Raw genomic sequence first — 20712 nt, 5'->3', positions numbered from 1 at the left:
GCTCGTTACCAATCCCGACCGTGATGCCGAGGAGCCTCCTTGTGAGCGCTGCGAGCCGCCCGGCCGCCGTCATCGTTCTCGCCGCGGGCGAGGGCACCCGAATGAAGTCCCGCACCTCGAAGGTGCTGCATGAGCTGTGCGGGCGAAGCATGGTCGGCCATGTGCTGGCCGCCGCCCGGGAGTTGGAACCCGAGCGGCTCGTCGTGGTCGTCGGGCACCGGCGCGAACAGGTCGTCGACCATCTCGCGCGGGTGGAGCCGGACGCCGAGACGGCCGTGCAGGAGCGGCAGAACGGGACGGGCCACGCCGTCCGGATGGCGTTGGAGCAGACCGGTGCCCTGGAGGGGACCGTCGTCGTCACCAACGGCGATCACCCGCTGCTCCGGGGCGAGACGCTCGGGGCGCTCGTCCGGACGCATGAGGAGCAGGGCAACGCGGTCACCGTCCTCACGACCGAGATGCCCGACGCGACCGGTTATGGCCGAATGGTCCGGGCCGCGGACGGCAGTGTCGAGGCGATCGTCGAGCACAAGGACGCGTCCGAGGAGCAGCGCGCCATCCGCGAGATCAACGTCGGCATGTACGCGTTCGACGGCGCACTTCTGGTGGACGCACTCAAGCGCCTGACGACCGACAACGCCAATGGTGAGGAGTATCTCACCGACGTCGTGGCGATCGCCCGCCAGGACGGGCACCGGGCCGGGGCGCACCTGGTCGCCGACTGGATCGAGACGCAGGGCGTGAACGACCGGGTTCAGCTCGCGCAGGCGCGCCGGCAGTTGAACGACCGGATCCTCGAAGCCCACATGCGGGCCGGGGTCACGATCGTCGACCCGGCGACGACGTGGATCGACGTGCAGGTGACCGCCGACCAGGACGTGGAGATTCTCCCCGGAACCCAACTGCACGGCCGAACGCATCTCGGTGAGGGTGCCCAGGTCGGGCCGGACTGCACGCTGACCGACACCCGGGTCGGCGAGGGAGCCCGTGTGGCCAGGGCCGTATGCGTCGAGGCGGAGATCGGCCCGGGCGCGTCGGTCGGCCCGTACGCCTACCTGCGGCCGGGAACGCGACTGGGCCGCGAGGGCAAGATCGGCACCTATGTGGAGACCAAGAACGCCGACATCGGTGAGGGCTCGAAGGTGCCACATCTGACGTATGTGGGTGACGCGGAGATCGGTGAGCATTCCAACATCGGGGCGAGTTCGGTCTTCGTGAACTATGACGGGGTGCGCAAGCACCGCAGTGTCATCGGCTCGCATGTGCGTGCGGGCAGCGACAACATGTTCATCGCGCCGGTGACGGTGGGCGACGGTGCCTACACCGCGGCGGGCTCGGTGATCGTCCAGGACGTCCCGCCGGGGGCGATGGCGGTCGCGCGGGCCCGGCAGCGCAACATCGAGGGCTGGGTCGAGCGCAAGCGCGCGGGCACGCCCGCGGCGGAGGCCGCCCGGCGAGCCCGGGAGACCCCGGCGGAGGACGCGCCGTAGCGACGGTGGGTTCATCAAGGACTGCCCCGCCGAGACGGTGGGGGCGTGGGGGACAGCGGTGTCTTCCGACAACAACTAGGCAACCCGTGCGCTGGACTTGTGTGGTGCCCGGGAAGTGGGGACAACAACCCACATGAAGCATGTTTCCGTTGAGGGGGAGTTGTCAGAGGTGAGTGGGATCAAGGCGAGTGGCCAGAAGAAGCTGATGCTCTTCACCGGCCGAGCCCACCCGGACCTGGCCAGGGAAGTAGCCGACAACCTCCATGTCGAACTGACGCCGACGTCCGCTTACGATTTCGCGAACGGTGAGACGTTCGTTCGGTTCCTGGAGTCGGTGCGTGGTTCCGATGCCTTCGTGATCCAGAGCCACACCGCCCCCATCAATCAGTGGATCATGGAGCAGTTGATCATGGTGGACGCGCTCAAACGCGCGTCCGCCAAACGCATCACGGTGGTGGCACCGTTCTTCGGCTACGCCCGTCAGGACAAGAAGCACCGAGGCCGCGAACCGATTTCGGCCCGCCTGATGGCGGACCTTTTCAAGACCGCGGGCGCCGACCGTTTGATCACCGTGGACCTGCACACGGCCCAGATCCAAGGCTTCTTCAACGGCCCGGTCGACCACCTGTTCGCCTTGGACCTGCTGGCCCGCCACTTCGAGAGCCGCCTGGACACCTCCCAGGTGACGGTCGTGGCACCCGACGCGGGCCGGGTCCGGGTCACCGAGCGCTGGTCGGACCGCCTCGGCGGCGTCCCCATGGCGATCATCCACAAGAAGCGCGACCCCGACGTGGCGAACGAGGTGAAGGTCTTCGACGTCGTCGGCGAGGTCGAGGGCCGCACCTGCGTCGTCGTGGACGACATGATCGACACCGGCGGCACGATCGTGAAGGCCGCCGACGCCCTCTTCGACCACGGCGCCACCCGGGTCGTGGTCGCCGCCACCCACGGCGTCCTGTCCGGCCCGGCCGTGGACCGCCTGAAGAACTCCCGGATCTCGGACGTCGTCCTGACGAACACCCTCCCCATCCCCATGGAGAAGCAGTTCGACAAGCTGACCGTCCTGTCCATCGCCCCCCTGGTCGCCCGCGCCATCAACGAGGTCTTCTCCGACGGCTCCGTAACCAGCCTCTTCGGCGGAATCTCGTAATTTATTGCATTTCACTCCTCCTTCGGGCCTGGCGGCTCGCTGCGCGATCAGGTTCTCGCTTCGCTCGCACCTGCCTTCGGACGCGATCGCGAGTGTTGAGGTTGTTGCGGGGTTGCGCAGGCGGGCTGGGGTCGTTGGTCAAAGGACCTGCGCGGCTGTCGGGCCTGGCGGCCCTGGTGTGTTTATTGCAGTGCACTCCTCCTTCGGGCGCTGCGCGCCCCCATCGTCGTGAACTGCGATGCGATGCCGGGTACGCAGTGCAGGGTGACGGAGTTGCGCCGGGTCCAACGCCTCTTCGGGCCGGAGTCCTATCGTTCAAGTGCGCTGTGGCCTCCGTCCTCTGCGCAACCCTGCGACGACCTCAGGGTTTGCGGTTGCGTCCGGAGGCAGGTCAAGCCTGCGGGTGCCTGGTCGCGCCGCGAGCCGTCAGGCGAGACGGAGCGATGGAGTTGCACGGTTGCGGCCACCTCAGTCGTCCGTACGGGCTGACCTCGGCTTGCCTGCGCAACCCCGTGCCAACCTGGGCCACTGCGATCGCGTCCGAAGGCAGGTTCGAGCTTGCGAGAACCTGATCGCGCAGCGAGCCGCCAGGTGAGTCGGAGCGATGCCAGCGATCGCCCGCAGTGCACGACGATGGAGGGCGCTCTGCGCCCGAAGGAGGAGAGCAGACGGAGCGATGGAGTTGCACGGTTGCGGCCACCTCAGTCGTCCGTACGGGCTGACCTCGGCTTGCCTGCGCAACCCCGTGACAACCTGGGCCACTGCGATCGCGTCCGAAGGCAGGTTCGAGCCTGCGAGAACCTGATCGCGCAGCGAGCCGTTAGGCGAGTCGGAGCGATGCCAGCGATCGCGCGCAGTGCACGACGATGGAGGGCGCTCTGCGCCCGAAGGAGGAGTGCTCTGCCATAAACACAGCAGCGAGCCGTTAGGCGAGTCGGAGCGGTGCCAGCGATCGCGCGCAGTGCACGACGATGGAGGGCGCTCTGCGCCCGAAGGAGGAGTGCTCTGCAATAAACACGCGCTAGACTTGGGCAACCCGCGTCTGCTTCAGGTTGTTCAGTGCGAGTCGTGATGGTTCCGCGCTCCCTGGGGGACGCAAAGAGTCTTTGAATCGCTCGTCCCTGGTCGGCGCGCGAGGATCGCCACTGTCCGTAGCGGACGTCCAAGGGTGGACGGCCGTGGATCGCAACATTGAGGAGTTTTCGCCGTGTCCGAGGTACGTATTGCCGCCGAGCCGCGCACCGAGTTCGGTAAGGGTGCCGCGCGGCGCACCCGCCGGGCCGGCAGGGTGCCCGCCGTGCTCTACGGTCACGGCACCGACCCGCAGCACATCTCGCTGCCGGGCCATGACCTGATGCTGGCGCTCAAGACGCCGAACGTGCTGTTGACCATCGAGGGGCTCGGGGACGGTACCGAGCTGGCGTTGCCGAAGGACGTGCAGCGCGACCCGATCAAGGGGTTCCTGGAGCACGTGGACCTGCTGCTGGTGAAGCGCGGGGAGAAGGTCGTCGTCGATCTGCCGATCCAGCTGGTCGGTGATGTGGTGGCGGGTGGCCAGGTCGCGCAGACGGCCGTGGAGATCTCGGTGGAGACCGAGGCGACGCGGATTCCGGAGTCGGTCGAGCTGGACATCAGTGAGCTGCAGATTGACAGTCAGGTGCTGGCGAAGGACCTGAAGCTTCCGGCGGGTACGACGCTGGCGGCGGACGAGGACGTGCTGGTGGTCCAGATCACGGATGCGAGCGCGGCGACGGAGCCGGAGGCGGAGGCCGCCGAGGGTGAGGCGGGCGAGGGCGCCGAGGGTGAGGGCGAGTCCGCCGAGTAGCTCGCTGTTCTTTTCACGGCCCCCACGGTGTGTGCACCGGTGGGGGCCGTGTTCGTCGGGTGTGGAGGTGTTTCGGGTGGGCGCGGATCTTTGGTTGGTGGCGGGTCTGGGCAATCCTGGGCCGTCGTATGCGAGGAACAGGCATAACGCCGGGTTCATGGTGGTGGACGTGTTGGCGGCGCGGATGGGTGGACGGTTCAGGTCGCATCGGGCGCGGGCGGAGGTCGTGGAGGGGCGGTCGGCGGGGGTGCGGGTGGTGTTGGCGAAGCCGCGTTCGTTCATGAACGAGTCGGGTGGGCCGGTGAAGGGGTTGTGTGATTTCTACAAGGTGCCGGTGGAGCGGCTCGTCGTCGTGCATGACGAGTTGGACATTCCGTTCGGTGCGGTGCGGTTGAAGTCGGGGGGCGGTGACAATGGCCACAACGGTCTGCGTTCGGTGACGAGGGCGTTGGGGTCGAGGGAGTATCTGCGGGTGCGGTTCGGGGTGGGGCGTCCGCCGGGGCGGATGGACGCGGCGGCGTTCGTGTTGAAGGACTTCTCCGCGGCGGAGCGCAAGGATCTCGATCTTGAGGTGGATCGGGCGGCGGATGCGGTGGAGGCCCTTGTGTCGGTGGGGCTGGAGGCGGCTCAGAACGTCTTCCACGCGGGCTGACGAGTGGTCAAAGGGGCAGGTCAGGGCGTGGCCGGATACGGTCAGCGGTTGGAGGTGTACGCTCCGGTCGGTCGTTGACCGCGGGTGCGGGGCGGGGTTTCTCCGCACGTCCGGGGTGGTTTGCCGCTCGTGGTGGTGTGGTGGGCGCGGCGGGGCTCTGACCACGGTAAAGAGGTCGTAGGATGCCCCTCTGATGAGGTTCATGATGTTTGTGAACCTAGGGCGACGTTCAGCCGTCTTCGGTGTGAATCGCGTCACCGGGGCGCGCGTGTTGCAGGGGATTGGTGAGGGGTTTATGGCCGTCGTTGACAAGGTCCAGGCCGAGTCACCGATCAGCTATGAGCACAGCCGCGCGTCGTTCCAGAGTTGGAGCGGTCTCTACCGCGGTGTCGCGGGATGTCTCGACTTCTTCAGCATGTTGCTCGCCGGTGTGATCGCGTTCGTGCTCCGCTTCCCGGGGGTGCCGTCCGCTCCGAACGTCCCGTATGTGGCGTTGACGGTGGCGCTTCCGGTGCTGTGGCTGCCGACGCTGATGCTGTGTCGGGCGTACCAGCCGCGGTACATCGGCGTGGGCTACGAGGAGTTCCACCGGGTCATCCGCGCGGGCTTCATCTTCACGGCCACGTTGGCGATCGTCGCCTACGCGACGAAGACGGAGGTGGCGCGCGGCTATGTCGTGATGGCGATGCCACTCGGAACGTTCCTCAATCTGGTGGCCCGGTACCGGCTGCGCAAGTGGCTGCATCGCAAGCGCTGGAACGGCGAGTGCATGCGGCGCGTGGTCGCGGTGGGGCACCGGACGTCGGTCGCCGATCTCATCAAGGTGCTGCGGCAGAAGCGCTACCACGGGATGGACATCGTGGCGGTGTGTCTGCCGCCCGCGCTGGCCGCGGGCGACGACGCCGTGAGCGAGGTCGAGGGCGTGCCGGTGCTGGGCGATTTCGGGCAGGCCGCTGCGGTGGCCGACCGGATCGGGGCGGATTCGGTGGCGGTGCTGGCCTGTCCGGAGATGGACGGGGTGGCGTTGCGGCGGCTGGCGTGGCAGATCGAGCGGGACGACGTGGAGCTCGTGGTCGCGCCCGCGTTGATGGACGTGACCGGCCCCCGCATCTCGATCAGGCCGGTGTCGGGTCTGCCGTTGCTGCATGTGGAGCACCCCGAGCTGGACGGCACCCGGAAGGTGTTCAAGGGTGTGTTCGACCGGACGGCGGCGCTGGCGGGTCTGGCGCTGTTGAGTCCGTTGATGCTGGCCGTCGCTGTGCTGATCAAGGCGACGAGCGAGGGCCCGGTGATGTTCCGGCAGGTGCGCGTGGGGCGCGGTGGCCGCGAGTTCACCGTGCTGAAGTTCCGCACGATGGTGCAGGACGCGGAGGCCCGCAAGCTGGAGCTGATGCGGCAGAACGAGAACGACGGCGTCCTGTTCAAGATCCGTGCGGATCCGCGGATCACCCGGGTGGGACGGTGGCTGCGCCGGTACTCGCTGGACGAGCTGCCGCAGCTGATCAACGTGGTGCGCGGTGACATGTCGCTGGTGGGGCCGCGTCCGCCGCTGCCGGAGGAGGTCGCCCAGTACGGCGGCGACGTGTACCGGCGGCTGGTGGTGAAGCCGGGGTTGACGGGCCTGTGGCAGGTGAGCGGCCGTTCCGACCTGACGTGGGAGGAGTCGGTGCGGCTCGACCTGCGGTACGTGGACAACTGGACGCTGGCGCTGGACCTGCAGATCATGTGGAAGACCTGGTCGGCGGTCTTCCGTGGGTCCGGCGCGTACTGACCGGTTCCGGCGCACCTCGCCCGGTGGGGCTCGCGGTGCGCATGAGATGGTGGGCCGAGCGGACAGCCGATTTCGGGAATGTGAGCGGACGAGATGACGGTGCAAGCGGTGGCGGACGATCATGCCGTGGCGGCGGAGTTGGCCGCCGAGGCGGGCCGGCTGCTGCTGGACGTGCGGGACGAGGTGGGGTTCGCCGACGCGCGGGCCCTGAAGGACACGGGCGACGTCCGGGCCCACGAGTACCTCATGGCGGCGCTGGCGGAACGCTGTCCCGGCGACGCGGTGCTGTCGGAGGAGGGCCGGTCCGCCGTGGCGGGGAAACGGGCCGTCGCGGGGGGTGGCGCCGACCGCGCGCCGACGCGGAACACGGCCGACGCGGAGCGGCTCACCGCCGACCGGGTGTGGATCGTCGACCCGTTGGACGGCACCCGTGAGTTCTCCGAGGAGGGCCGCCGTGACTGGGCCGTCCATGTGGCCCTGTGGCGGCGGGACGGTGCCGAGGGTGGCCGGCTCACGGCGGGCTCGGTGGCGCTTCCGGCGCAGGGGCTGACGTTGCGGACGGACGCGACCGGCGGCGCCTGTCTCGTCCGGGCCGACGCGGGGGAGCCCGCCGAGGCCGCGCTGCACGTCCCGGCCCCGGACGCGGGCAAGCTCCGCATCGCGGTCAGCCGTACCCGTCCGCCCGAGTTCGTCCGGCGACTGGCGGAGCGGCTCGACCTGGAGGTGGAGCTGGTGCCGATCGGCTCGGCGGGGGCGAAGATCTCCGCGGTGCTGCTCGGGGAGGTCGACGCCTACGTCCACGCGGGCGGCCAGTACGAGTGGGATTCGGCCGCGCCCGTGGCCGTCGCGCTCGCCGCCGGAGCCCATGCGTCCCGGATCGACGGGTCGCCACTGAACTACAACCGGAAGGACCCCCGGCTGCCGGATATCCTGGTGTGCCACCCCACGTCGGCGTCGACGCTGCTGACCGGCATCCGGGATGTGCACGACGCCCTGTCCTGACCAGTCCTTTCACCATCCGATCAGCGGACGGGATGGTGCCGGGCCGGGCCGGTGTTCGATCCCGGTGGGGAACGCGTCCCCGTGGCGGCCGCGTCCCGCCGGTCGCCCCTTGCCAGAAAGGCGGAGAAGCCCAACGATGTCCCAGACCGTGCAGCGTTGCGACTATCTGCTGTCGCAGCTCGACGTCCTCGAGGCCGAGTCCATCCACATCTTCCGGGAGGTGGCGGCCGAGTTCGAGCGGCCGGTGCTGCTGTTCTCCGGCGGCAAGGACAGCATCGTGATGCTGCGGCTGGCGCAGAAGGCCTTCTGGCCCGCGCCGATCCCGTTCCCCGTGATGCACGTCGACACCGGGCACAACTTCCCCGAAGTGATCGAGTTCCGGGACCGCCGGGTCGCTCAGACCGGGGTCCGGCTGGTGATCGCGTCCGTGCAGGACTCGATCGACAGCGGCCGGGTCGTGGAGCAGAAGGGGCGCCGCGCGTCCCGGAACCGGCTCCAGACGACGACGCTGCTGGACGCGATCGAGGAACACCAGTTCGACGCCGCGTTCGGCGGGGCGCGCCGCGACGAGGAGAAGGCCCGCGCGAAGGAGCGGGTGGTGTCGTTCCGGGACGAGTTCGGGCAGTGGGATCCGAAGAACCAGCGCCCGGAGCTGTGGAACCTGTTCAACACCAAGATCGTGCAGGGTGAGCATGTCCGGGTGTTCCCCCTGTCGAACTGGACCGAACTCGACATCTGGGACTATGTCCGGCGGGAGGAGCTGGAGCTTCCGTCGATCTACTTCGCGCACACCCGCCAGGTTTTCGAGCGGGACGGGCTGCTGCTGGACGCCGAGACCGGGTTCGCCAACCGCGGCGACGACGAACCGGCGTTCGAGGCGACCGTCCGGTACCGGACGGTCGGGGACGCGTCCTGCACGGGCGCGGTGAAGTCGTCCGCGACGACGCTAGACGAGGTCGTCGAGGAGATCGCGGCGACGCGGATCACCGAGCGCGGGCAGACCCGCGCGGACGACCGCACCAGCGAGGCCGCGATGGAGGACCGTAAGAAGGAGGGCTACTTCTGATGGCCGGCGCGAACGAGGCCGCCGGGGGCTCGTCCCCCAAGGGCATGGATCTGTTGCGGTTCGCGACGGCGGGCAGCGTCGACGACGGCAAGTCCACGCTGATCGGCCGGCTGCTGTTCGACTCCAAGTCGATCTTCGAGGATCAGTTGGAGTCGGTGGAGCGGACCAGCGCCGACCGCGGCGAGGAGTACACGAACCTCGCGCTGCTGACCGACGGCCTGCGCGCCGAGCGGGAGCAGGGCATCACGATCGACGTGGCGTACCGGTACTTCGCGACGCCGCGCCGCAAGTTCATCATCGCCGACACCCCGGGGCACATCCAGTACACCCGCAACATGGTGACGGGCGCGTCCACCGCCGACCTGGCGATCATTCTGGTGGACGCCCGCAAGGGCATCCTGGAGCAGTCGCGGCGGCACGCGTTCCTCACCACGTTGCTCCAGGTCCCGCATCTGGTCGTGGCGGTCAACAAGATGGACCTGGTCGACTACGACCGGGACGTCTACGAGCGGATCGTGGACGAGTTCACCGCGTTCGCCTCCAAGCTGGAGGTGACCGACCTGACGTTCGTGCCGATCTCCGCGCTGCACGGCGACAACGTCGTGTCGCGCAGCGTGAACATGCCGTGGTACGAGGGGTCGTCGCTGCTGCACCATCTGGAGCATGTGCACATCGCGTCCGACCGGAACCTGATCGACGTGCGGTTCCCGGTGCAGTACGTGATCCGCCCGCACGCGTCCACCGACCCCGACCTGCACGACTACCGCGGCTACGCGGGCCAGGTCGCGGGCGGTGTCCTCAAGCCCGGTGACGAGGTGCTGCACCTGCCGTCCGGGCTGTCCACGACGATCACGCACATCGACGGGCCGCGCGGCCCGGTCGACGAGGCCTACGCGCCGATGTCGGTGACGCTGCGGCTCGCCGACGACATCGACATCTCCCGCGGCGACATGATCGCGCGTCCCAACAACCGGCCGGAGGTCGCGCAGGACATCGACGCGATGGTCTGCTGGATGACGCCCGACCGGACCCTCACTCCCCGGACGAAGCTGATCATCAAGCACACGACGCGGACCGCGAAGGCGGTGGTGAAGGAACTGCACTACCGCCTGGACGTCAACACGCTGCACCGTGACGAGCAGGCCCCGGCCCTCGAACTGAACGAGATCGGCCGGGTGTCCCTGCGGGTCACGCAGCCGCTGTTCGTCGACGACTACGGCCGTAACCGGCTCACCGGCGGGTTCATCCTCATCGACGAGGCCACCAACAACACCGTCGGCGCCGGCATGATCACCGGGGCGCGCTGACCGGAGGCCGCCGGGCCCGGTCCCGGCGGCATTCGGCGCGGCGGGCCGTCCGGGCTTCCGGTCCCTTCCTTCCTCCCACCCCATAGGCAGGTCCTCGATGCCCCCATCCGTCGGAGTCGTCCTCCCGACGCACAACAGGCCGGAGCTGCTGCGCCGCGCGCTGGAGTCGGTGCTGGCGCAGGAGTACGACGGCGAGCTGCGCGCCGTCGTCGTGTTCGACCGGGCCGAGCCGGACGCCTCGCTCGCCGGCGACCGGGTCGAGGTGATCGCCAACACCCGGGCGCCCGGCCTCGCCGGCGCCCGCAACTCCGGGATCGACCATCTGGACACCGACCTCGTCGCGTTCTGCGACGACGACGACCAGTGGCTGCCCGGCAAGCTCGCCGCGCAGGTGAAGGCGCTGGAGGCCGAGCCCGACGCGGTGCTGTGCAGCTCCGGCATCGTCATCGACTTCGACGGGCGCGAGCTGCCCCGCCTCGCCGGCACCGACCGTGTCACCTACGACGCGCTGATCCGCGACCGGATGATGAGCGTCCACTCGTCCACCTATGTCGCGCGCCGTGAGCCGCTGGTGGAGATCGGCATGGTGGACGAGACGATCCCCGGCAGCCAGGGCGAGGACTGGGACCTCGCGCTCCGCGCCGCCCGCCGCCACCCGGTCGTGAACGTCGACGAGCCGTACGTCCGGGTGCTGTGGGGGCTGACGTCGTACTACGCGCAGGCGTGGGAGACGAAGGTCGCGGCGCTGGAGTGGTTCCTGGAGCACTACCCGGAGATCGGCGAGGTGCCGGGCGCGGCGGGCCGCGTCTACGGGCAGCTGGCGTTCGGGTGCGCCACCGTCGGCCGGCGGCGGGACGCGCTGCGCTGGTCGGCGCGCGCGATCAGAGCGAACCCGAAGGAGCGGCGGGTGCCGTTCGCGCTGGCCGTCGCGTCGGGCGTCGTGTCCGGCAAGCGCGTCCTGCTCGCCCTGCACACCCGGGGGCGCGGCATCTGACCGATGCCTGCCGTTTCCCCGGCTTCGGCCACCTTTCCCGGTGTTCGCCGGTACGTTGATTGCCCGCCGCAGATCTAGAAGTCGCAGCTCAGAACTCGCAGCCTCAGAAGTCGCAGTGTCGTAAGGAGCCTCTCAGGTGAACATCTCCGTCCGCCGCATCGCCGCGTCCGGGACGACCGTGCTGGCGCTCGCGCCGGCGCTCGCACTGACCGCATCGCCCGCGCACGCGCAGATCGATCTCGACGCGGTCGCCGAGGGCATCACCGAGAGCGGCTACTACGTCGACTCGCGCGCCAAGTACTACCGGACGGACGGCGCGCAGGAACTGCTCCGCTCCGCGCAGGGACGGTCCGTCCCGGTGTTCGTCGCGGTCGTCCCCGCCGGGGAGGACGCCGGGCAGATCGTCAAGCAGCTCCCGGCACTGGTGAAGCGCAAGGGGACCTACGTGGTGCTGGCGGGCGACCAGCTCAAGGCGTCGTCCAACACGCTTCCGGACGCCCAGGTCCAGTCGGTGTACTCCACGGCCGTCCAGGGCAGCAAGGGCAAGCCCGACCTGGCGCTGCTGAGGTTCGTCCGGACGCTGCCGGAGTCGAAGTACGCGCCGCCGAAGCCCGGCAAGCCCGGCAACAACGGCAAGCCCGCGCCGGAGTCGCAGGTGCAGCAGCAGGAGGAGCGGACCCTCGCCCAGTCGCAGCCCACCGCGCCCGCGGCGGGCTATGTGGCCGCTGAGGAGAAGGACGGCGGCTCCGCGATGCCGTTCGTGCTCACCGGCGCCGGCGTGGCGGCCGTGGTCGCCGCGGGGGGCGGGTTCCTGCTGTGGCGCCGGCGCTCCGCAACGCCCGCACCCGCCGCCGCGGGTCACGCCCCGGCCGCGGGCGGGCCGGCCCCGGGCGCCCCTGCGCCGGGAGGTCAGGCGCCGGGCGCGCAGGCGTCCGCCGAGGCGCCGAAGCCGGAGGGCCCGCAGCAGCCCGAGCCGCCGAAGAACGCCTAACACCTCCTCCGACGGGCCTCAGCCCGCACGCGAACACGTGACCCGCCCGGTGCAGCAAAGCCGAAGGCAAGCGATACCGGGCGGATCGCGAAGCGATGCGCGTTCGCACAGGAACGGTCACGTAGTGAGCCGCACGGCGAGCGCAGTGGGCCGTTCCTGCAATCAACTCAGCGCCCGTTTCCCGGAGCCGCTGAGCTGTTCGCGGCAGCCCCGAGCCGTTGAAGAACGGCTAGGGGCGCGCCAGCAGGATCAGATGGCGTTCGCCGACGCCGACTGTCAGGGCGGTGCCGGGGGCGCCGCCTTGTGTTGTGACCACCTCGCCTGGACGGCTGCGTGGCGCTCGTTTTCCGGAGCCGAGCTGTCCGCTGCCGCCCGCGCCCCAGGTCAGCGTCGTGCCGTTGGTGAGGACCGCCGCGCCGTACGCCTCGCCCGCGAAGACCTGCGCGACCCCGCGCAGCCGCTTCTCGTCGCCGCGTCCGACGACCTCGACGGGGGTCTCGCGGAGTTTCAGCGTGCCGTCGCCGAGCTGTCCTGCGGTGTTGTTGCCCCAGGCGACGACGGTGCCGTCCGCGCGGACCGCGTAGCCGTGCTTCTCCGCCGCCGCGACCGAGATGACGCGGTCGAGGACGCCGTTCCCGCCCACGCCGCGTACCGGTGCGGGGGTGAGGCGGCCGTTCCGGGTGCCGTCGCCTAGCTGGCCGAGGTCGTTGTGCCCCCACGACACGACGCGCCCGTCGCGGAGCAGCGCCAGGCCGTACTGGCCGCCGATCGCGATGCGGACGACGTCCTTCAACCGTCCCGCGCCGTCCAGGCCGCGCACCGGCACGGGTAGGGAACGGTCCTCGCGGGTGCCGTCGCCGACCATGCCGTAGTCGTTGGCGCCCCACGCGAGCACCTGCCCGTTGCGGCGCAGCACCAGCTCGGTGTGCCCGTCGGCGGCGATCGCGGCGACGTCCCTCAGCGCCCGGCGGCCGTCCGGGGACTTCACCGTCGTCGGGAAGCGGGGGCTGGTGCGCTCGCCGATGCCGCGCTGCCCCGACGACCCGTCGCCCCACGTCACCACCGTCCCGTCGCGGCGCAGCGCCATGGAGAAGTCGTTGTTGGCGCTGACGGCGACGACGCCGGTGAGCCGGCCCGGGCCGCCGTCCGGGGCGAGCACCGGTACCGGGACGCGGCTGTCACGGTTCGTGCCGTCGCCGAGCTGGCCCTGGTCGTTGGCGCCCCATGCGACGACCGTCCCGTCCGCGGCGATGGCCAGGGAGTGCCGGGCGCCGCCCGCGACGGCGCGGACCTCGCCGAGCCCGCCGACCGGCGCGAGCCCCGTCTCGATGGACGCGCCGGGACGGCCGAGCTGCCCGTTCTCGTTGAGCCCGCTCGTCAGGACCGTGCCCGTCCGTCCGCTGTCGGAGCCCGCCGCGGGCGGTGTGGAGGACGGCGGCGCCACCGCGGGCGACGCCGACCCGCCGCACCCCGCGGCGGTCAGCAGCAGAACTCCGAGGACGAACGGGCGGCCTAGACGAATCATGCCTTTCGGACGCACGCGAACAGGTGCCTGGCGTAGTTGTCCTCGTACGGGGGGCGGGCGTCCTCGTCCGGTCCGAGGTCGACGATCTCGTCGAACGAGGTGTTCTCACGCAGGAACCGCTCGACGTGCGACGGGTTCCAGCCGCGCAGCGACTCGGCGAACCACTTCTCGTTGTCCTGACCGGTGTCGAAGAACAGCACCCGCCCGGTGGCGCGGTCCAGCAGCCGGATCAGCTCCTCGGCGCTGACCGAGCCGCGGCCGAGGACGAAGTGGTGCAGCAGGCTGAAGCACGACACGACGTCCCAGCGGCCCGCGTCGTGCCCGCCGAGGAACTCGACGCAGTCGCCGCTGGAGATCACACCGTCCGGAAGCCCGTAGATCGCCTGACCCAGCGGTACGGCGAGCGGGTCGCGCTCGATGCCCTCGGCGTCGAAGCCGCGCTCGGCCATCTTCGCCACGAACCAGCCGTAGCAGCTCGCGACGTCCAGGTACCGGCCGCCGGCGATGCCGCGCTCGCCGAGGAACGCGTCGATCTTGGCGAGCCGGTCGGTGCACTGCCGGACCGTCGTCCAGCCCGACTCCAGCTCCGGCGCGTCGATCGGCTGGTACAGCTCGTGGGTGCCGTCCAGCCAGCTCATCTTGAGCAGCAGGTCCTGCAGGGGGGTGGTGACGGGCAGCCACTTCGCGACGACGTCGGCGCCCGTCGCGCCGCTCATCGCCGCGATCGCGAGCCGGTGGTGGCCGTCGAGGATCTGGTAGCGGTCCGAGCCGCGGACGGGCGCGACGAGCACCGGGTCCTGCGGGCCGCTCTGCTGCGGGCGCGGCGCGGCGCCGGGGACCTCCTCGCCGCGGTAGCGGGCGACGAACGCGCGGGCGGCGGCGAGCACACCCGCCTCGTCCGTCCCGCCGAAGTAGTTGCCGCCCGCCTCGATGCAGCGCAGCCCGAGCCGCCCGTAGGCGCTGTCGAGGATCTGCCCGTCGGTCAGCTCCCCGTGCTCGTCGGCGAGCCGCAGCAGGCCGACGTGGGGGCCGTCCAGGAACGGGGTGGACGGCCACAACAGGTCGCCGGTGCGGTCGGCGAACTCGCGGGCGGTCCAACCGCCCTGCGCGCCGACGAGCAGCCGGTCGAACCGGACGGGCACCTTCCACGGCCGGCGCAGCACGGCGGTGGACACGGCGACGCGGGCCGCGGCCGGAATCGGCAGCGAGCGTCCCGCGTCGACCAGCCGCCCGTACACGGGGCCGCTCGGGGCGAGCCCGCTCTTGCGCAGCACCGCGCGGGATTTGCGGCGTACCTGGTCTATTGCTGACATGGCTTTCAGTTCCTGGCTGGTGTCGTGTCGGCGACCGGCGGGACGGTGACGCCCCCCGGCCCGGATGCGGCCGCGCGGCCGCGCCTCCCGCGGAGCAGGGAGGTGAACCCCGTCAGGGACAGCCGCTCGCGGCCGGCCCAGAGCAGGGTGAGGTACAGGATCGCGCCCGGGACGAGCCCGCAGGCCAGCGCCACCGGGTCCGAGCCCGCGACGAGCCGGACCGCCAGCGGCAGCGCCGCGAAGCTCACCAGCGCCGCGCCGCCCGCCCAGAACAGGCCCGCGCTCACCGGTGACATGCCGAGGATGCGGCGGACCTGGACGAGCGCCAGCAGCGTCCGCACCAGCAGCGCGCACGCCCGCGCGAGCGCCGCGCCCGCGATCCCGAGCGGCGGGATCAGCAGGACGTTCAGCACGAGGTTCACGCCGAGCGCGGCGCTCTGGTTGACGAGGCTGAGGCCGCTGCGGCCCGCCATCAGCAGCATCACGTCGCGGGCGCCGGTGGCGGTCGCGACGAGCATCGCCATCGCGAGGATGACCGTGACGGTCTCGCCGTCGCCCGCGTAGTCGGAGCCGAACAACGCGATGTACACGGGCGCGCCGACCGCGATCGACAGGTGCACCGGCCACGCGAGCGCGAGGTTCCACGACGCGCACACCGCGAACACCCGCTGCGCGCCCGCCTTGTCGGACAGCGCCATCAGCCGGCTCACCGCGGGCTGCATGACGTTCTGCACGGCCTGCGTGACGAGCTGGCTGATCACGATGAACCGGGTCGCGGCCGTGTAGATCGCGGCCTCGCGGGGCGAGCTGAGCGCGGCGACGAGGACGATGTCGGCCCGCTGGAACGCCGACTGGCAGATCTGCGCGAACGCGCGTGGCGCGGTGAACCGCCAGAAGTCGCCCGCGAGGGCCCGCCGGCCCTGTTCCGTGGGGGCCGCGTCCCGCCGCGCGGGGCCGCTGATCCTCCGGTACCAGAGTGCGGCGATCGTCAGGCACGGCAGGTAGGGCGCGGCCCATGCGAACGCGAGCCATACGGCGTCGCCGCCGAGCGCCGCCGCCACGACGATCCCGGCGACCTGGAGCGTCTGCCGCAGGATCTTGTCGACCAGGACGGTCGGCCGCATCGATCCGTACCCGCGCGTCGCGGCGAGCAGCGCGTCGTGCGCCCCGGCGAGCGGCAGGAACAACGCCAGCACCCGGACCATGTCGGCGGCCTGGCCGGGGTCGTCGGCGCCGATGTGGCCCGCGGTCCAGGGAGCCGCCAGCGCCAGGACCAGCCCGGCGAGCGCCGCGGTCGCCGCGACCGGGATCAGCGCGACCGGCACCGTCCGCAGCGCCGCCGCCCGGTCGCCGAGCGCGAGATGGCGCGGCACCCAGCGCAGCAGCCCGGCGTCGGTGCCGAGCCCGGAGACCGCCTGCAGGATGATGAACAGCGACGTCGCCGCGAAGAACGTGCCCGCGACTCGCTGCGAGTACAGGTGTGCGACGAGGAAGACCAGCGCGAGGCCCTGCACGCCCGCGACGGCGGCGCCCACCAGGTTGAGGGCGCCGCCCCTGGCCAGCCTGTTCATGTTGGGGCCGCCGGAACGTTCCGGCCCGTCCGCGGCGGGCCCACTCACGGCGGGCCCGTTCGCGGCGGGTCCGTTCGCGGCGGGCCCGTTCGCGGCGGGGCCGGGCGCGGAAGACCCGGGCGCGCAAGACCCAGGAACGGGCCCGTCCGCTGCGGCCCGCGGATCAGGATCCGGCATGCCGGCCGGTCTTGTGCGGCTGCTTGCCGTAGCGGCCGGTGCCCGGTGCCGCGTCCGACGGGCCCTTCGGCGCGGCCGGGCCGTCCTTGCCCTCGGGCGGCTCGGGCGGCATGTACTTGGAGATGTCCTCCTGCGTCCGTGTGGCGGCCGACTCCAGCGCCGCCGCGGCCTCGGCCCGCTCGGCGTCCGTCGGCTCGCCCTGGCCGACGCCCTGCGTGACGTCGGTGGGGGAGACCGGCTTGGGCGCGACCGGCTTGCCCGGACTCGCGGGCGGCTCCAGGCTGAGCGGCGCGCCGCGCCGGCCCGAGCCCTGCGGCGGGCCCCCGCGCCGCGGGTCGCCGTGGCGCGGCTGCCGGGGCGACGACTGCCGCGGGTCCCCGGTCCAGGGCTGCGGCTTGATCTGCTGCTGTCGCTTGGGCTGGCCCTGCTCGAGCTGGGGGAGGGCCTGGGTGGTGAGGGACGCGGAGTCGGCGTCCTCGTCCTCGTCGCGGAGGCGGCCCGGCCAGTAGCCGCCGTCCTCCGGCGAGTCGGGGGCCCGCGGGTCCTCCGGGCCGGGCTGGTCGTCGCCCCAGCCGAGCGGCGGCGCCTCGGTCTGGGCGCGGGTCTCCCAGCCGCCGCGCGTCGGCCGGCCCTGGCGGGGCGGCTCCAACTGCCGCGCCGGCCGCGCCCCGCGCTGCTCCGCCGGTTCCAACAGCGCGCCGAGCACGGTGACGCCGGCGCGCTCGGCCTCGACGTACGCCTGCCGCAGCTCCTCCTTCGTCGTCACGCCCTGGTTCACGACGAGGATGACCGCGTCCGCGAACGTGCACAGCGCCTGCGCGTCGGCGTCGTGCAGGCTCGCCGCGTTGATGACGAGGTACTCGCTGCGGCGGCGCAGCACCTTCACGGCCTCGCGCATCCGCGGGCCGCTGAACCGGTGCGCGGCCTCGCGGGCGCGCGGCCCGCGGGGCAGCAGCCGCAGCTGCGAGTCGGTGTGGATCAGCAGGGTCGCCGGGTCGGTGCCGCTGAGCAGCGTGTCCGACAGGCCCTTGCCGGGCCGCGCGCCGAACAGCCCGGTCATGTCGGCGTCCTCGGTGGTCGCGTCGATCATGATGGTCTTGGCGCCGGCGAAGGCGAGCGACACCGCGAGGTTCGCGCTGGCCAGCCGGGCGCTGCCGCCCGGTGTGGCGTTGGACACCAACAGTGCCGTCGGGGTCTGCGGCGCGGTCGCGACCACCGCGGCGCGCAGCCGCCGGTACGCCTCGCCGACCGGGCTCTTCGGCGCGCTGACCAGGGCGAGCGTGTCGCCGCCCGGACCGCCCGCCGGGATCGTGGCGAGCGCCCGCAGGCCGAGGCCCTCGATCGCCTCGGCGTTGCGCAGCCGCTGGTTCAGTCGCTCCCGCAGCAGCATGACCGCGAAGCCGGCGACGAGGCCGAGGATGAGACCGCCCGTGCCGTACATCGCCGGGCGGATCAGGCCGGGGCCGCCCGGGGCGTCCGCCGGGGTGATGACCTGGCCGGGGTCGACCGGGGTGCTGGCGATGTCGTTGGACTGCTCGTCGATCACGCCGAGCTGGTTGGTGTAGGCGGTGATGCGCTGCGCGAGGGTGGCGCGCTTGGCGCCGCTCAGGGTGACGAGTTCCCGGTTGGCCTGCTGGAGCTGCAGCTCCACCTTCTCCGCCTGCGCCTTGAGCTTGGCGAGCTGGTTGTTCACCACGCCCTGCGCGCGCTGCTTGCGGTACTCCAGGTAGGCGTCGGCGAACGCCTGCGCGCCCGCGCGGGCGCGCCCGGAGTCGCTGGTGGTGTAGGTCAGGTTGAGCACCTGCGTGTTCGGCGGGACGGACACGGCGACCTTGCCGTCCGGTTCATGTCCGAGCTTCTTCTCGACGATCTTCGCGACCCCGTCGGTGGCGACGAGTTGCGCCTCGGTCTGCAGGTTCACGAGGTCGTCGCCGCGGCCCTCCGGCGAGTAGGGGTTGCCCTCCAGCGGGCTGACGAGGACGGTCGCCGTCGCCTTGTACGGCGGCGGCACCGCGATCTCCAGGACGATGCCGGCGCCCGCGCCGAGCACGCCGAGCACGATCAGCGCCGCGGTGTACCGGCGGACCAGGGACAGCAGCTGCCCCCCCTGTGGGTCTGCCGCTTGGTCAGCTGCCACGGCGATCCCCCTCGTGAATCTGGGTCGTGCTTCGCGAATGGTTCATCTTGACTTTATCGGCGCGTCGCACGGGGACGGTTCTGTTCATCTCTACCTCGTCCGGGGCCGGTGGCTCGATGGGGCGGGCGGGTGGGAGCCCGCCGGGGGGCCCGGGGCGGGGGTCCGGCGGGAGCGGGTGCGGTCAGCACGATGGCGCGGGCGGGGTTGGCGGACTGGTCGAGCGCCAGCACCCCGCTCGCCACCTCGCGGTCGAGGGCGCGGCCCCGTTCGACCACGACCAGGACCAGGTCACTGGCGGCGGCCGCGGCGATGGTGTCCGCGCCGTTGATGTCGGGCGTGGTGATGACGACGACGCGCGAGTCGCGTCCCGCCCGGTCGACGGCGCGGGTGAGCTGCCGGTCGTCGTCGCTGCGCACCAGCCGGACGCCGAACGCGCCGCGGCCCTGGTCGGGGCGCGGCGGCTCGGGGGCCGCGCCGTCCGCGGTGACGCGCAGCACGGTCGCGGCCGAGCCGCCCTCGGTGCACAGCTCGGCGAGCTCGTAGGCGAGTTCGACGCCGGCGGTGCCCGGCACCCCGGCGACGAGGACGGTCGTCGCCTCGGCGTCGAACACGAGGTTGCGCAGCCGCCGGCAGACCTCGCGGTGCCCGCCGCCGAGATTGCGCGCCTCCACGATGATCGGCAGCCGGGCGTGCAGCCGGATGTCGGCGGGCCGCCGGATCCGCCGCGGCCGGGTCTCGCGCAGCAGCACGAACGCGATCCAGCCGAGCAGCCCGAGACCGATACCGGTCGCGACCGCGATGTCGCGGTTGGGATCGTCGCGGCGCTCGGGCAGCGTGGCGTCGCGCAGCACCTCGCCGGGCTGCTCGGCCCGGCTCTTCAGACCCGAGATCTGCTGCTGCACGTCGCGGATCTGCTTGACGATGGCCTGGCGGCGGGTGCGGGTGGTGATGCGGCGCAGCTCGTCCTCGTCACCCGGCAGCGCGTCGAGCTGCTTCTTGAGCAGTTCGAGGTTCTCCTCCAGCGCGGCGCGGTTGCGCCGCTGCAGCTCGCCGAGGATCTGCTGTCGCAGGCCCAGGTACGCGTCGGCGACGACCCTGGCGCCGTTGCGCGCGGTCTGCGGCGTGTCGCCCCGCACCCCGATCGTGAACACGTGCGTGTTGGACGGGACGCTCAGCTCGATCCGGTCGCGGAGTTCCGCGCGGGTCCCGTCGAACCCCGGTGTCGCCGCCAGCGTCGCCAGCACCCGGGTGGACCAGACGAGCTGCGCCTCGGTGTCCATCGTCGTCTCGCGCGGGTTCCGGGTGTAGGTGTCGATCGCCGAGCCGATGTTGATGCCCGGGTGCAGCGCGACCGGCGGCGCGAGCACCGCGATGCGCGCGGTGTACGTCGCCGGGGTCAGCGCGATCCTGACGGTGGCGAGCGCACAGCCGGCCAGCACCGCGATCACCAGCACCGTCAGGTGCCGCCGGACGACACCCGCGTACCGGGTCACGGGGATCGAGTCCGGTGCGAGCGGGGGCTCCGCCTGCACGCTGGACGGGCCGAGGGTGCGCTTGCTCATCGCGCCGCCGTCTCGGCCGGACGCGGGCCCACCGCCGGGACATCCGCCGGACCCGCCGCCGGGACGTCCGCAGGGCCTGCCGCAGGGGCGTCCGCCGGGCCTGCCGCCGCGACGTCCGCCGGGCCTGTCGGCGGGACGTCCGTCGGGCCTGCCGCCGGACCCGCCGCCGGGCCTGTCGG

At 71.7% G+C, this 20712-nt stretch carries 15 protein-coding genes; 10 read left to right on the top strand and 5 right to left on the bottom strand.

Annotated features, from left to right (window positions below):
* Positions 1–41 precede the first annotated feature (41 nt).
* From glmU to BZB76_RS24035, 10 genes are all read left to right on the top strand, one after another.
* Complete coding sequence (glmU, locus tag BZB76_RS24080; protein ID WP_281273900.1) at positions 42–1490, top strand: bifunctional UDP-N-acetylglucosamine diphosphorylase/glucosamine-1-phosphate N-acetyltransferase GlmU; 1449 nt, start codon at positions 42–44, stop codon at positions 1488–1490.
* A gap of 169 nt (positions 1491–1659) precedes the next feature.
* Entirely contained in the window at positions 1660–2640 is a 981-nt protein-coding gene (locus BZB76_RS24075; RefSeq protein ID WP_211343153.1) for a ribose-phosphate diphosphokinase, read from the top strand.
* Positions 2641–3847: 1207 nt separating this feature from the next.
* On the top strand, positions 3848–4465 hold the full coding sequence (locus BZB76_RS24070; RefSeq protein WP_121436660.1) for a 50S ribosomal protein L25/general stress protein Ctc: 618 nt from the start codon (positions 3848–3850) through the stop codon (positions 4463–4465).
* 61 nt (positions 4466–4526) lie between these two features.
* Positions 4527–5117, top strand: coding sequence for an aminoacyl-tRNA hydrolase (gene pth / locus BZB76_RS24065; protein WP_420534813.1), 591 nt, complete (start codon positions 4527–4529; stop codon positions 5115–5117).
* Positions 5118–5412: 295 nt separating this feature from the next.
* Complete coding sequence (locus tag BZB76_RS24060; protein ID WP_121436658.1) at positions 5413–6888, top strand: sugar transferase; 1476 nt, start codon at positions 5413–5415, stop codon at positions 6886–6888.
* 93 nt (positions 6889–6981) lie between these two features.
* Complete coding sequence (locus tag BZB76_RS24055; protein ID WP_121436657.1) at positions 6982–7890, top strand: 3'(2'),5'-bisphosphate nucleotidase CysQ; 909 nt, start codon at positions 6982–6984, stop codon at positions 7888–7890.
* Positions 7891–8026: 136 nt separating this feature from the next.
* Positions 8027–8956, top strand: a complete 930-nt coding sequence (cysD, locus tag BZB76_RS24050; RefSeq protein ID WP_117400012.1) for a sulfate adenylyltransferase subunit CysD — start codon at positions 8027–8029, stop codon at positions 8954–8956.
* A gap of 44 nt (positions 8957–9000) precedes the next feature.
* Positions 9001–10263: a sulfate adenylyltransferase subunit 1 gene (locus BZB76_RS24045; RefSeq protein WP_121436906.1), complete on the top strand. Its 1263-nt coding sequence runs from the start codon at positions 9001–9003 to the stop codon at positions 10261–10263.
* 97 nt (positions 10264–10360) lie between these two features.
* The gene (locus tag BZB76_RS24040; protein WP_121436656.1) at positions 10361–11257 is read left to right on the top strand and encodes a glycosyltransferase family 2 protein; all 897 of its coding nucleotides are present in this window, start codon (positions 10361–10363) and stop codon (positions 11255–11257) included.
* A gap of 136 nt (positions 11258–11393) precedes the next feature.
* Positions 11394–12248: a hypothetical protein gene (locus BZB76_RS24035; RefSeq protein WP_121436655.1), complete on the top strand. Its 855-nt coding sequence runs from the start codon at positions 11394–11396 to the stop codon at positions 12246–12248.
* 229 nt (positions 12249–12477) lie between these two features.
* Here the strand turns inward: BZB76_RS24035 and BZB76_RS24030 are convergent, their stop codons facing one another.
* The 5 genes from BZB76_RS24030 to BZB76_RS24010 form a co-directional block, all read right to left on the bottom strand.
* Entirely contained in the window at positions 12478–13773 is a 1296-nt protein-coding gene (locus BZB76_RS24030) for an RCC1 domain-containing protein (protein WP_121436654.1), read from the bottom strand.
* The gene (locus tag BZB76_RS24025; RefSeq protein ID WP_121436653.1) at positions 13770–15086 is read right to left on the bottom strand and encodes a ParB N-terminal domain-containing protein; all 1317 of its coding nucleotides are present in this window, start codon (positions 15084–15086) and stop codon (positions 13770–13772) included. The genes BZB76_RS24030 and BZB76_RS24025 overlap by 4 nt, the downstream gene beginning before the upstream one ends.
* 5 nt (positions 15087–15091) lie before the next feature.
* Positions 15092–16705, bottom strand: coding sequence for an oligosaccharide flippase family protein (locus BZB76_RS24020; protein ID WP_246007152.1), 1614 nt, complete (start codon positions 16703–16705; stop codon positions 15092–15094).
* A gap of 115 nt (positions 16706–16820) precedes the next feature.
* Positions 16821–18971, bottom strand: coding sequence for a tyrosine-protein kinase domain-containing protein (locus tag BZB76_RS24015; protein WP_121436652.1), 2151 nt, complete (start codon positions 18969–18971; stop codon positions 16821–16823).
* A 53-nt stretch (positions 18972–19024) separates the two neighbouring features.
* Positions 19025–20533, bottom strand: coding sequence for a GumC domain-containing protein (locus tag BZB76_RS24010; RefSeq protein WP_121436651.1), 1509 nt, complete (start codon positions 20531–20533; stop codon positions 19025–19027).
* Positions 20534–20712: the final 179 nt, after the last annotated feature.

Origin of the sequence: Actinomadura pelletieri DSM 43383, from assembly GCF_003634705.1 — a bacterium.
GTDB lineage: Bacteria > Actinomycetota > Actinomycetes > Streptosporangiales > Streptosporangiaceae > Spirillospora > Spirillospora pelletieri.
This window is presented reverse-complemented; position numbering and strand designations above follow the sequence as displayed.

Coding starts and splice junctions, on each gene's coding strand:
- BZB76_RS24060 (WP_121436658.1), top strand. CDS start 5,413: ATGGCCGTCGTTGACAAGGTCCAGGCCGAGTCACCGATCAGCTATGAG.
- BZB76_RS24055 (WP_121436657.1), top strand. CDS start 6,982: ATGACGGTGCAAGCGGTGGCGGACGATCATGCCGTGGCGGCGGAGTTG.
- cysD (WP_117400012.1), top strand. CDS start 8,027: ATGTCCCAGACCGTGCAGCGTTGCGACTATCTGCTGTCGCAGCTCGAC.
- BZB76_RS24045 (WP_121436906.1), top strand. CDS start 9,001: ATGGATCTGTTGCGGTTCGCGACGGCGGGCAGCGTCGACGACGGCAAG.
- BZB76_RS24040 (WP_121436656.1), top strand. CDS start 10,361: ATGCCCCCATCCGTCGGAGTCGTCCTCCCGACGCACAACAGGCCGGAG.
- BZB76_RS24030 (WP_121436654.1), bottom strand. CDS start 13,773: ATGATTCGTCTAGGCCGCCCGTTCGTCCTCGGAGTTCTGCTGCTGACC.
- BZB76_RS24025 (WP_121436653.1), bottom strand. CDS start 15,086: ATGTCAGCAATAGACCAGGTACGCCGCAAATCCCGCGCGGTGCTGCGC.
- BZB76_RS24010 (WP_121436651.1), bottom strand. CDS start 20,533: ATGAGCAAGCGCACCCTCGGCCCGTCCAGCGTGCAGGCGGAGCCCCCG.